Annotated in this window: 10 protein-coding genes; 6 read left to right on the plus strand and 4 right to left on the minus strand. The window is 44.2% G+C overall.

All coding sequences use genetic code 11. From position 1 onward, the window contains the following. Positions 1-4 precede the first annotated feature (4 nt). Genes thiP through bioB form a run of 3 tightly spaced genes read left to right on the plus strand, consistent with a single transcriptional unit; the run spans position 5 to position 3,329 of the window. The gene (gene thiP / locus LQ983_RS08755; RefSeq protein ID WP_230622391.1) at positions 5-1,648 is read left to right on the plus strand and encodes a thiamine/thiamine pyrophosphate ABC transporter permease ThiP; all 1,644 of its coding nucleotides are present in this window, start codon (positions 5-7) and stop codon (positions 1,646-1,648) included. Beyond that, complete coding sequence (thiQ, locus tag LQ983_RS08760) at positions 1,632-2,279, plus strand: thiamine ABC transporter ATP-binding protein (RefSeq protein ID WP_230622392.1); 648 nt, start codon at positions 1,632-1,634, stop codon at positions 2,277-2,279. The genes thiP and thiQ overlap by 17 nt, the downstream gene beginning before the upstream one ends. 45 nt (positions 2,280-2,324) lie before the next feature. Beyond that, positions 2,325-3,329, plus strand: a complete 1,005-nt coding sequence (gene bioB / locus LQ983_RS08765) for a biotin synthase BioB (RefSeq protein WP_109104184.1) — start codon at positions 2,325-2,327, stop codon at positions 3,327-3,329. An 80-nt stretch (positions 3,330-3,409) separates the two neighbouring features. Here the strand turns inward: bioB and nagE are convergent, their stop codons facing one another. The 4 genes from nagE to LQ983_RS08785 all read right to left on the minus strand — a co-directional run bounded on the left by nagE (position 3,410) and on the right by LQ983_RS08785 (position 9,281). Continuing rightward, positions 3,410-4,876 carry an N-acetylglucosamine-specific PTS transporter subunit IIBC gene (gene nagE / locus LQ983_RS08770; RefSeq protein WP_230622393.1) on the minus strand — a complete coding sequence of 489 codons (1,467 nt, stop codon included), beginning with the start codon at positions 4,874-4,876 and terminating at the stop codon, positions 3,410-3,412. A 198-nt stretch (positions 4,877-5,074) separates the two neighbouring features. Next, on the minus strand, positions 5,075-6,208 hold the full coding sequence (locus LQ983_RS08775) for an N-acetylneuraminate epimerase (protein ID WP_230622394.1): 1,134 nt from the start codon (positions 6,206-6,208) through the stop codon (positions 5,075-5,077). 166 nt (positions 6,209-6,374) lie between these two features. After that, the gene (locus LQ983_RS08780) at positions 6,375-8,225 is read right to left on the minus strand and encodes a TRAP transporter large permease subunit (protein ID WP_230622395.1); all 1,851 of its coding nucleotides are present in this window, start codon (positions 8,223-8,225) and stop codon (positions 6,375-6,377) included. Positions 8,226-8,294: 69 nt separating this feature from the next. Continuing rightward, entirely contained in the window at positions 8,295-9,281 is a 987-nt protein-coding gene (locus LQ983_RS08785) for a sialic acid TRAP transporter substrate-binding protein SiaP (RefSeq protein ID WP_109127990.1), read from the minus strand. A 261-nt stretch (positions 9,282-9,542) separates the two neighbouring features. Between LQ983_RS08785 and LQ983_RS08790 the strand changes: the two genes are divergently transcribed. From LQ983_RS08790 to LQ983_RS08800, 3 genes are read left to right on the plus strand one after another with little or no spacing between them, the layout of a single operon-like run. Further along, positions 9,543-10,244 (plus strand): N-acetylmannosamine-6-phosphate 2-epimerase, encoded by a 702-nt coding sequence (locus LQ983_RS08790; RefSeq protein ID WP_032997925.1) that lies wholly within the window; start codon positions 9,543-9,545, stop codon positions 10,242-10,244. A 17-nt stretch (positions 10,245-10,261) separates the two neighbouring features. Then, positions 10,262-11,140, plus strand: coding sequence for an N-acetylmannosamine kinase (locus LQ983_RS08795; protein WP_230622638.1), 879 nt, complete (start codon positions 10,262-10,264; stop codon positions 11,138-11,140). Positions 11,141-11,148: 8 nt separating this feature from the next. Next, positions 11,149-12,021 (plus strand): MurR/RpiR family transcriptional regulator, encoded by an 873-nt coding sequence (locus LQ983_RS08800; RefSeq protein ID WP_230622396.1) that lies wholly within the window; start codon positions 11,149-11,151, stop codon positions 12,019-12,021. Positions 12,022-12,030 lie beyond the last annotated feature (9 nt).

Genomic DNA, 12,030 nt, shown 5'->3' on the forward strand with positions numbered 1-12,030 from the left:
AACGATGTTTTGGTTGTCTCGTTCATTGTTTACCCGCTTATTTTTTTCTAGCCCGCAATTCCGCCCGCGTCATTATGTGGGCGGAGTTAGTGTTATTTTGCTGATTTCGTTGCTTTATGGCTTTGCCATGCGTGCCGTGTTGGCGCAGGGCACTGAATTTCAGTGGCAACTGTTCTTTGCCGATCGCTATTTGCATCACGTTATTGCGTTTAGCTTCGGGCAAGCGTTACTTTCTGCGTTGTTATCCCTGTTCTTCGGCGTGCTACTCGCTCGCGCTTTTTATTATGTGGAATTTGTCGGTAAAGCCTTTTTGCTGAAAATCATGTCACTGACTTTTGTGTTGCCGGTGTTGGTGGCGATTTTCGGCTTAATTGGCATTTATGGCGCCTTCGGTTGGATTGCACAAATCTTGCATTTTTTTGACCGTACTTGGACAGGCAGCATTTACGGCTTGTCGGGGATTTTAATTGCGCATCTTTTCTTTAATATTCCGCTAGCAACCAAACTGTTTTTACAAAGTTTGGAAAGCATTCCTTATGAACAGCATCAGCTGGCGGCACAACTGAATATTCGTGGCTGGCGTTTTGTGCGATTGGTGGAATGGTATGCAGTGCGTCGGCAGATGTTGCCGACTTTCAGCTTGATTTTTATGCTCTGTTTTACCAGTTTTACGGTGGTGCTCACTCTTGGGGGCGGGCCGCAATACACCACATTAGAAACGGCGATTTATCAGGCGATTTTATTTGAATTTGATTTGCCGAAAGCAGCGGTGTTTGCCTTATTGCAGTTTGTGTTTTGTTTGCTGCTATTTACGTTTAGCAGTCTGTTCAATACAGCCTCACAAACCACGTTAAGCAGCCCGTATCGTTGGCTGAGCCCATCGAAAAGTGCGGTCAAAATTTTCCATATTTTTTTGCTCGGCATTTTTGTGTGTTTTATGTTATCGCCGTTGTTAAATATTTTGTTTAGCGCACTGACATCCGGAAAATGGCTGACGGCGTGGCACAATCCGCAATTGTGGAAAGCCTTAACCTACTCTTTAACTATTGCGCCTGCGTCCGCTTTGTTGGCGTTGTTGATGGCAGTGGCGTTATTGTTATTATCCCGCCGTTTGCAATGGCTTTATTATGTAAAAACAGCACAGTTTATTCTCAATGCCGGCATGGTGATTTTGGCGATTCCCATTTTGGTGTTGGCGATGGGGTTATTTTTATTGTTGCGTGACGTAGATTTTACCAACGCCCATTTATTTGCCATTGTCGTTGCGTGTAACGCCTTGAGTGCCATGCCTTTTGTTTTGCGTATTTTGACCGAACCGTTCAACAATAATATGTTGTATTACGAACGCTTGTGTAACTCCCTTGGGATTGTCGGCTGGCAACGTTTTCGTCTGATTGAATGGCATGCACTTCGTACACCGATAAACTATGCGCTTGCCTTGGCATTTGCCCTTTCCTTAGGGGATTTCACGGCGATTGCGTTGTTCGGCAATCAAGAATTCACCTCGTTGCCGCACTTGTTGTATCAACAATTAGGCAGTTATCGTCACCAAGAGGCCGCTGTTACCGCAGGTATTTTGCTGTTATTATGCGGCGCTATTTTCGCTTTAATTGAAAATCAAAAGGAACAACATGATTCGCTTAGATAACGTATTTTTAGCTGATGATGCACTGCCGATGACGTTTGATTTGCAGGTGGCGGCAGGGGAGCGTATTGCCATTGTCGGGCCAAGCGGTGCGGGTAAAAGTACGTTGTTAAATTTAATTGCCGGTTTCGTGTTGCCGACGCAAGGCAATATTTGGTTAAACGGTGAAAATCATACCCGTAGTGCGCCTTATGAGCGGCCTGTGTCCATGTTGTTTCAAGAGAACAACTTATTTCCACATTTAACTGTGCAACAAAATTTGGCGTTAGGATTAAAAACGACGTTAAAATTGACCGCACTTGAGCAAGATCAGATCGAACAGGTGGCCGATGCGGTAGGATTAACATCCTTTTTATCCCGTCTGCCAAACAGTTTGTCGGGCGGACAAAAACAACGGGTCGCATTGGCGCGTTGTTTATTGCGTGATAAACCGATTTTATTGTTGGACGAACCATTTTCTGCGCTCGATCCGGAATTGAGAATGGAAATGCTCAATTTGATTGATGAACTGTGCCACAGTAAAAAGCTGACGTTGTTGCTTGTAACGCACCAACCGTCAGAACTGACGGGCAAAGTGGATCGTATGCTTCGCATTGAAAATGGTCGGATAAGCCAGCAAGAAAAATGCGCTTAAAATGCACCGCACTTTTTATTTACTTTGTTTTACTTAAGGAGACCTATGTCAACTAGTACCTTACAAATTTACTCCATCACACCGCATCCAACCGCAGAATATTGGTCGGTGTGCAAAGTAGAAGCTTTATTTGAAACCCCATTTTTAGATTTAGTTTATCGCGCAGCACAAATTCATCGCAAAAACTTTAACCCGCGCGCGATTCAGCTTTCTACCTTAATGTCGATTAAAACCGGCGGTTGTCCGGAGGATTGTGGGTATTGTCCGCAATCAGCGCGCTACCACACAGGCGTTCAAAATCAAGAGTTATTAAACGTGGAAGACATCGTGGCGAAAGCCAAAATCGCGAAGGCGCGTGGTGCAGGTCGCTTCTGCATGGGCGCCGCATGGCGTGGGCCGAAACCGAAAGACATCGCAAAAGTGACAGAAATCATCAAAGCAGTAAAAGCACTCGGCATGGAAACGTGCGGTACTTTCGGCTTATTGCAAGATGGCATGGCGGAAGAATTAAAAGACGCGGGCTTGGATTATTACAACCACAACTTAGACACCGCACCGGAACATTACAGCGAAGTGATCGGCACACGCCGTTTTGACGATCGAATTAGCACCTTAGGCAAAGTGCGTAAAGCCGGCTTGAAAGTCTGTTGCGGCGGAATTGTGGGCATGAATGAAACCCGTAAAGAACGCGCAGGACTTATTGCCAGCCTGGCGAATTTGGATCCGCAACCGGAATCCGTGCCAATCAATCAATTAGTCAAAATTGAAGGAACCCCGCTTGCTGACGCAGAAGAGTTAGATTGGACCGAATTTGTGCGCACCATCGCCGTGGCACGCATTACCATGCCAAACAGTTACGTCCGCTTATCCGCCGGCCGCCAAGGCATGAGCGAAGAAATGCAAGCAATGTGCTTCATGGCAGGAGCTAACTCCATTTTCTACGGCGATAAACTGCTCGTCACCGGCAACCCGGAAGAAGACGGCGACCGTTTATTGATGGAAAAACTTGATTTAGAACCGGAAACGGAAGAAAACAAGCATCTGCGTTGATGGTTAATTGAAACATATAAAAAAGCCACTTTGAATTCAAAGTGGCTTTTTGTATTTAAGGATGTTTGTGGTATTTGAAATTACTTCAATTGTCCTTTAATCGCCTCAGCAACGAATTCTGCCTCAGGGCCAAGGATAACTTGTAACCCATCGTTGCCGAGTTTGACGTTGCCTTTGGAGCCGAGGGATTTAAGTTGTGCTTCGTCAATTTTGCTACGATCCGCTAAGGTTAAACGTAAGCGAGTGATACACGCGTCAACGGTTTTTAGATTATCGGCACCGCCTAAAGCGTCGATAAATTTAACCGCTCTTTCTTCACGAGAGTGATTGTGTTCACTTTGTTCTTCTTTTGGCTCTTCAGCTTCTTCAGTACGACCGATGGTTTTTAAGTTGAAGGCTTGGATAGCAAAGCGGAAAACGATGTAGTAAATGGTGAAGAAGACTAAGCCTTGTACCAATAACATGTACCAGTCAACGGCTAATGGGTTGCGTGAAGATAACACCATATCCACTAAACCTGCGCTGAAGCCGAAGCCCGCAATCCAGTGCATGCTCGCAGCGATAAACACGGAAATACCGGTTAATAGCGCGTGTAATACATAAAGAATTGGTGCAACGAACATGAAGGAGAATTCAAGCGGTTCGGTGATACCGGTGAAGAAGGAAGCAAATGCACCCGCCAACATGATGGACGCCACTTTCACTTTTTGGCTTGGTTTTGCACATTGGTAAATCGCCAATGCCGCACCCGGTAAACCAAACATCATGACCGGGAAGAAACCGGCTTGATACATACCGGTGACACCTACCGTAGCAGTGCCTTCAGCGATGGATTTTGCACCACCTAAGAAGTTAGGAATATCGTTAATGCCGGCAACGTCAAACCAGAATACAGAGTTTAACGCGTGGTGTAAGCCCACCGGAATTAATAGACGGTTGAAGAAACCGTAAATACCCGCACCCACAGCGCCTAAATCTTTGATGGATTCACCGAAAGAAACTAATGCGTTGAAGATATAAGGCCATACATAAAGCAGAATGAAAGAAAGGGCAATCATGGCGAAAGAGACCACAATCGGCACTAAACGTTTTCCGCTGAAGAAGGACAGCGCTTTCGGCAATTCTACTTGATAGAAACGGTTGTAAAGTTCAGCAGAAAGCACACCGATTAAGATCCCGATAAATTGGTTATTGATTTTACCGAAAGCGGCAGGCACTTGAGTTGGATTAAGATGTTGTAATTGTGCCACGCCACCCGGTGCGAGTAGGGTCGTCACAACATAGTAACCCACTAAACCGGAAAGAGCGGCTGAACCGTGTTTGTCTTTGGATAAACCGAAAGCAACACCCACGGCAAATAATAAGCCCATGTTGTCGATGATGGCAGCCCCGGATTTGATGAGCAAGGCGGCAAGTTGGCTATTCGCCCCCCAACCATCCGGGTCTAGCCAATAACCAATACCCATTAGTACAGCAGCTGCCGGTAATACGGCAACCGGTACCATTAAGGCTTGCCCGATTTTTTGGGCATAACTGAGAATACTCATAAGAACTCCTTTAATTTATTGATTCCATAAAATAATTTTTTAGGCCTGCGTAGCATAGCGCAATCAGATTTCTTTTTTCAAATGAAAAGGTGTGTATTTGTGAAGTTATTACGGCTCTGTTGGCGTTGTGCTAAGCAGGTTAAAAACAAAATAACGGATCAAGCGTACTTAATCCGTTAAATTGATACTAAAAGAAGATTATTCTACTTTTAATTGTTTGCCGTCATAGCTCATGGTTTGAACAGATGTTAACGCTTTGCCGCCTTCTGTTTCACCGCCGATGAGCAATACTTTGTTGTCATAAGACACGGCAACACCGTAACCGATACCTGCAGGCAATTCGCCGACAATTTTCCATTTACCGTTGTTAAGGGTGTAAATGTCTTTATGCCATGCTTTGCTCAAACCTTTGTGAGCGTGGAGCATGCCTTCTTTGAATTGTTTTACAGAACCCGGGAAGTTTGCACCGCCGGTGACTAAGTAATGACCGTGGCTGTAACCTGCCATCGCACCTGCTAAACCATCTTGGCTTTGACCTTTTGGTGCCGGTAAATCAGGTAAGTTTTTCCATTGAACGCCTTTCGCCGTGAATTTACCGGAATGGGTTTCTGCCGTACGCAAGCCCGGTTTGATTTCACCGTTCACGACAACTAAATCATCACCTTGAATGGTAAATGCCGCACCGGCACGACCGGAGAATGGTACGCGACCTTCGTTGCGCCATTTATTGGTAGATGGCTCATAGCTTAACAATTCGGTTGTGAAGAAATAGTCTTCCGGACGTTGTTCAAAATATGCTTTGGCAATTTCGTCTTTTTTCGCTTTGTCTTCACCGGCTGCAACAGTGTCTTGGAAGAAACCGTTGAAAATAGACAAGTTAGAACCGCCCACGATATATACTTTATCATCGTGTGATGCGCCGGTAGAGCCTACTAAACCGCGTGGTGAACGGGTTGGTAATTTGCTCCAAGTATTATCAGCCGGGTTATAGCTGTAAGCATCGTTGACTAATTGTAATTCGCCTTTTTCATTTTTTTGTAATCCGCCGAATACATATAATTTGCCGTCAACGGCAGCTGCCACCGGTTGGTTACGGTCACCGCCCGGGAATGCGGCGATTTCTTTCCATTGCGCGTTCGGCGTTTTTAAGTCTAATGCATAGAATTTGTCACCGCCTGTACCTAAGCCCACATAAACAGTGTCGCCAATTAACGCACCGGCACCGCTTTTAATACCTACCGGCAAATCAGGATAAGCAGCAGCTTGGGCTGTCGCAGCAAAAGTGGTTGCAGCAAAGAAAAGAGCAGCTAATGTTGTTTTTTGAAATGTCATAATAAACCTCGTTTTTGAGTTATTTGTTTGCTATTCGTAAACGGCTTGAATAGGTTTTTATGTTTTGAAATTACGGATGCTTAGACAGGTTTAGCAATCGTAATTTCTCTGGGTAAGCAAAGTGCGGTTGAAATTTACTGCGTTTTGCAACCGCACTTTTAGGATCCTAAGGTATTAACAAATTCGGGATGAATGTGATGATACTTGGGAAAATGGTAATTAATACCAAGGTCACGAAAATCGGGATTAAGAATGGTAATACGCCTTTCGTTACTGTGGAGACAGACATGTTACCCACGCGTGCGACCACGAATAACGCCATACCCATCGGTGGGGTTAAGATACCGATCATCATGTTCAAGGTTGTCATAACACCGAAGAACACAAGGTCGATACCGAATTGCATGGCGATTGGAATTAACATTGGCAATACAAGGAATTGTAATGCTAAGGCGTCAATGAACATACCGAGGAACAATAACAAGGCATTGATCATGACTAACACCATTAACGGAGAATCCGCCACAGCAACGAAGACGTCAGCAATACGCATTGCCACTTGTTCACGGGCGATCATGTCACCGAAGAAGGTTACAGTCATAATCATTAATGCAACAACACCGGTAATGGACATGGCTTCCACGCAGCTGTTGAAGAGCATTTTCAAAGTTAATTCTTTATACACGAATTTACCGATAATGACGGAGTAGGCAGCTGCAACCACCGCAGATTCTGTCGGGCTGAATAAACCGGAGAAGATACCACCGATAATCAAAATTGGAGTTAAAATTGCCCAGAATGCTCTTTTGAATGATGTGCAAAGTTCTTCACGGGTCGCTTTTGGTGTTCTTGGATAACCACGTTTTTTGGAGATGTAGTAGTTCATTGCCATGAGCGCAATGGTGACTAATACCCCCGGTACGAAGCCGGCAATAAAGAGTTTTGCAATGGATTCGTTTGCGATAACACCGTAAATGATCATGGCGATACTTGGTGGAACCAATGGACCGATGATACAGGAGGCTGCCGTGATACCGCCGCAGATGTCATCATCATAGCCTGCATCACGCATTGCTTTGATTTCCAATTGACCTAAACCACCCGCATCGGCAAGTGCAGAACCGGACATGCCGGAGAATAATAAGCTTGCACCGATATTAACGTGTCCCATACCGCCGGTATAGTGGCCAAGTAAGGCTTTGGCGAAGTTAAAGATACGTTCGGTGATACCGCCGGTATTCATTAAAATCCCGGTCAGAATATAGAACGGTACAGCAAGAAGCGGGAAACTATTCAAACTCATGGTGAGTTTTTCAGAAGCCGCATTTACCACGTTCCAACGGGTCATGGAGAAGTAAAGTAGGGTTGTGATAAATAATGACCAACCCACCGGTACGCCCAAGAACATGATGACTAACCAGAAGAGCAATGCCACATAGACTGCATTGGAACCAAATTTGACATATTCGGTTACGCGTAGGACTTTGTACCAGTCAGGGGCCAGGAATAAAATACCCAATAAAACGACCGCACTTACGATAAAGAAGGTTGCCGGTAAATAGCTTTTGTTTTGTTTGAAGTTGTCTGCTTGCGCTTGGAAGAAGCGAACGAGCATCAATACGGCAATGATTGGTAAGGAGGCATAGATCCATTTTTCAGAAATACCGCCTAACGCATCAATTGGGAAACTGGCACCTAAATAGGTTTTGATACCAAAGTGGATAAAGAAAATCACACCAAGGAAAATCACGATTTGTACGAATGTATTGGTGATTTTTTTGACTGCCGGTGGCATTAAGTTAGTCAAGAAGTCGATATAAACGTGCTCTTGTTTTCTGACGGCAACGCTAATGCCGAGCATACCGACATAAACGAACAGCAATTTGGCAAGTTCTTCACTCCAAATTAATGGGGAGTGGAAAGCTTGTCTGAATAGAATTTGCAAAACAAGAATGCAGAATATCACGAGGAATAATGCCCCACCGATCCATTCTTCGAGTTTATTAAAGATTTTCATATTCAACTCCGTTGAATAATAAAGGAGAGAAAAAGCGTGCCTGCCGAAACAGGCACACGAATAAGAGAATTATTTGCTTACAGCTTGAATTTGTTTAAGTGCTTCTTCGCCTTTCGCACCGGTTTGTTTTACAAAGTCAGCATAGAAAGGTTTCATTGCTTCTTTGAATGGAGTGAGATCCGGACGTGTTACGGTTACACCTTGTTTTTCAAAGAAAGTCACTAATTCTTTTTCACCGTCAACGAATAATTTAGTGTGGTATTCTGCGGCTTTTTGTGCTGCATCACGAACTACTTTTTGTAAGTCAGCCGGTAAGTCAGCAAAGGTTTCGTTACTTACAAGATAAAGTTGGTCGTTCAAAATGTGGTTGGTCATAGCCAAGTATTTTTGTACTTCATAGAATTTTTGTGCTTGAACAGTTGCCAATGGGTTTTCTTGACCGTCAACGGAATTCGTTTGTAATGCTAGATACACTTCGGAGAATGCCATTGGTGTTGGAGATGCACCCACATATTTTGCGTACGCCAAGTTAGTTGCCGCGTTTGGTACGCGTAATTTTAAGCCTTTCATGTCGGCAATGCTGTTGATTGCACGGTTAGAGGTGGTTTGACGAGTACCGTTATAGGCTTGGGATAATAATGTTAAGCCTAAATCTTTGTTCATTTTTTGGATTAAGTCTTTACCGAATGCAGTGTCAAATAAAGCTTTTTGTGCCACGCTGTAGTCACTGATCACATAAGGTAAAGCAAACACAGCCGCTTCAGGATAGAACAATTGGAAACGTGCAGATTCAGCAAAAGTGAAGTCTAACGCACCGTCTTTTAATTGTTTTAACATGGCGCGGTCGTCACCTAATTGAGAACTTGGATAAAGTGAAATTTCGATTTTGCCGTTAGATTTTTCTTTCACTTCTTTGGCAAACATTTCAGCGGCTTTGTATTCGTTAGAAGACGTACCCGCATTCATACCAAATTTTAAATCGAAATCTGCAGCGTTTGCAGCAGAGGTCACGCCTAATGCAATTGCAGTAGCAAGGAAAAGTTTTGCTAGTTTCATAAGTTACTCCTGTAAGGGTGGTAAGTTAATTGATGTTTAAATTAATGTTTAAAAACATGGTTAGATTACAACTCGGCATCCATTCTAAAGTAAAAAAATCATTTTCAAATAGATTGTGAAGTTTTATTTCAGAAATGAGAGGTAGATCACATCATTGGAAAAACACTTCAAAAATATATTTCAAAATGAAGTGTTGTTATCATATAATGCGCGATGACAAGAATGACTGCCAAATGCAGCCGCAAATTAATAGGAGTTTTTATGTCATTCACTCAACACAAATTATCCCACCAAGAGGTTTTTGCCAAAATTCAAAATGGATTGATTGCGTCCTGCCAACCGGTCGATGATGGCCCGATGGATAAGCCGGAAATTGTTGCCGCGATGGCGCAGGCTTCCGTTGTCGGTGGAGCGGCTGGACTGCGTATTGAAGGCGTAGACAACTTGAAAGCAACGCGTCCAACCGTCAATGTGCCGATTATCGGTATTGTAAAACGCGATTTGCCGGACAGCCCGGTGCGTATCACGCCGTTTTTACAAGACATTGAAGATTTAGCGCATGCCGGTGCGGATATTATTGCCGTGGATGGTACCCATCGTCCGCGTCCTGTTGATATTGAAAGTGCGGTCAAAAAAATTCATGAAATGGGCTGTCTTGCCATGGCGGATTGCTCCAATTTAGAAGAAGGGTTGTACTGCCAAAAATTAGGCTTTGATATTGTGGGTAGCACCATGTCAGGCTACACAGGTGGTGCTGTACCGGATGAACCGGACTATCAATTAGTGAAAGATTTAAAAGCCGCCGGCTGCAAAGTGATGGCGGAAGGACGTTACAACTCCCCGGAACTTGCCAAAACAGCCATTGAGATCGGTGCGGATTTCGTGACTGTAGGATCCGCGTTAACCCGTTTAGAACATATCGTCAGCTGGTTCTCAAGTGCGGTTAATTCTGCAAATAAATAATTAAGAGGGGAAATATGATGCGTTGCTTAACCTTAGATATCGGCGGAACTAAAATCGCCTCAGCCATTGTGTCAGGGAACCAAGTGACACAACGTCAACAAATCCACACACCGCAAGAAAATGTGGTGGAGGCAATGCATCAAACGCTCGCACAATTACTTTCGGATTATGCGGGGCAATTCGATTATGTTGCGGTTGCCTCCACAGGCATCATCAATAAAGGAATATTGACCGCACTCAATCCGAAAAATTTAGGCGGACTGGCTTATTTCCCATTAAAACAAAGCATTTCTCAGCATACGTCAAAGCCCGTGTATTTATTGAATGATGCGCAAGCAGCGACTTATGCCGAATATCAACTGCAAGATAAAAATAACCTTCAAAACTTTGCTTTTATTACCGTCTCTACGGGTGTAGGTGGCGGGTTAATTTTAAACCACCAATTACTCACCGAACCGAACGGCATTGCCGGTCATATTGGACATACTGTTGCGGATCCAAATGGCCCCGTGTGCGGTTGTGGTCGAGTTGGTTGTGTGGAAGCCATCGCATCAGGACGTGCCATTGAAGCCGTTTCTAAACAATGGGACGATCCTTGCGATCCAAAAGAAGTCTTTGCCCGTTTTAGAAAAACGGATGAAAAAGCCACCGCACTTGTGTCTCGTTCAGCAAAAGCGATTGCCAATTTAGTGGCGGATTTAGTGATTGGTATGGACGTACAACATGTGGTGATTGGCGGTAGCGTTGGGTTGGCTGAGGGCTATTTGCCTTTGGTGAAACAGTATTTGGCGCAAATGCCGGAAATTTATCGTTGTCCGTTGGATGCGGCTCAATTAGGGCAAGATGCCGGACTTATCGGCGCGGCTGCATGGGCACTTACTCAAATGAATCGTTAGGAGCATTTATGGCAAAAAACGGCAGTGTACTGAATACCATTAGCTCTTTGTACCAGAGTTTAACGAAGACGGAGAAGAAAATCGCAGACGCCATTAACCGCTCGCCGGATATCGTTATGCGACACTCTTTAGCCGAGTTAGCTTCTTACTTAGATGTGGGTGAGGCTACTTTCGTGCGTTTTTGTCGTACTCTTGGCTTTCGTGGGTTTAGTGATTTCAAATTGGAGTTTTCTATTGAAGTTGCGAAAACGCAAGGGGGCAAAGATAACAGTTTGTTGGATACAGAAGTCACGACAGATGATGAGCCGGTGAAAATTGCACGTAAATTGCAGTCCGTGATTAATACGGTAATGGATGAAACCATTGATTTGCTGGATCTGAATCAGCTGGAGTTAGTGGTTCGTTTCATTCGACGTGCGAATCGTGTTTTTATCTTCGGTGTCGGCACCTCCGGGGTGACAGCGGAAGATGCTAAAAATAAATTTATGCGTATCGGCATTCCGGTCGATGCCAGCGGTAACAATCACTTTATGTATATGCAAGCGGCATTGTTACAACGCAATGATGTGGCGATTGGCATCAGTCATTCCGGCTATTCACAAGAAACAGCGCATGCATTAAAAATTGCCAAAGATAACGGTGCAACGACAGTGGCATTGACCCACAGTATGCGTTCGCCTTTGACCGAACATGCAGATTTTGTGTTGGTTAACGGCAATAAGCAAGGGAAGCTACAAGGCGACTCCATCGGTACAAAAATTTCTCAATTGTTTGTCTTGGATTTGATTTATGCGTTGATAGTCCAAGCCGAGCAAGAAAAAGCGACGCAGACAAAAGAGAAAACCCTTAATGTTATTTTAGAACAACGTATTAAATACTAAACAGGAGAA

It is taken from the genome of Aggregatibacter sp. Marseille-P9115 (genome assembly GCF_920939465.1).
Classification (GTDB): domain Bacteria; phylum Pseudomonadota; class Gammaproteobacteria; order Enterobacterales; family Pasteurellaceae; genus Aggregatibacter; species Aggregatibacter segnis_B.

Coding starts and splice junctions, on each gene's coding strand:
- nagE (WP_230622393.1), bottom strand. CDS start 4,876: ATGAGTATTCTCAGTTATGCCCAAAAAATCGGGCAAGCCTTAATGGTA.
- thiP (WP_230622391.1), top strand. CDS start 5: ATGTTTTGGTTGTCTCGTTCATTGTTTACCCGCTTATTTTTTTCTAGC.
- LQ983_RS08795 (WP_230622638.1), top strand. CDS start 10,262: ATGCGTTGCTTAACCTTAGATATCGGCGGAACTAAAATCGCCTCAGCC.
- LQ983_RS08780 (WP_230622395.1), bottom strand. CDS start 8,225: ATGAAAATCTTTAATAAACTCGAAGAATGGATCGGTGGGGCATTATTC.
- LQ983_RS08790 (WP_032997925.1), top strand. CDS start 9,543: ATGTCATTCACTCAACACAAATTATCCCACCAAGAGGTTTTTGCCAAA.
- LQ983_RS08785 (WP_109127990.1), bottom strand. CDS start 9,281: ATGAAACTAGCAAAACTTTTCCTTGCTACTGCAATTGCATTAGGCGTG.
- thiQ (WP_230622392.1), top strand. CDS start 1,632: ATGATTCGCTTAGATAACGTATTTTTAGCTGATGATGCACTGCCGATG.
- bioB (WP_109104184.1), top strand. CDS start 2,325: ATGTCAACTAGTACCTTACAAATTTACTCCATCACACCGCATCCAACC.
- LQ983_RS08800 (WP_230622396.1), top strand. CDS start 11,149: ATGGCAAAAAACGGCAGTGTACTGAATACCATTAGCTCTTTGTACCAG.
- LQ983_RS08775 (WP_230622394.1), bottom strand. CDS start 6,208: ATGACATTTCAAAAAACAACATTAGCTGCTCTTTTCTTTGCTGCAACC.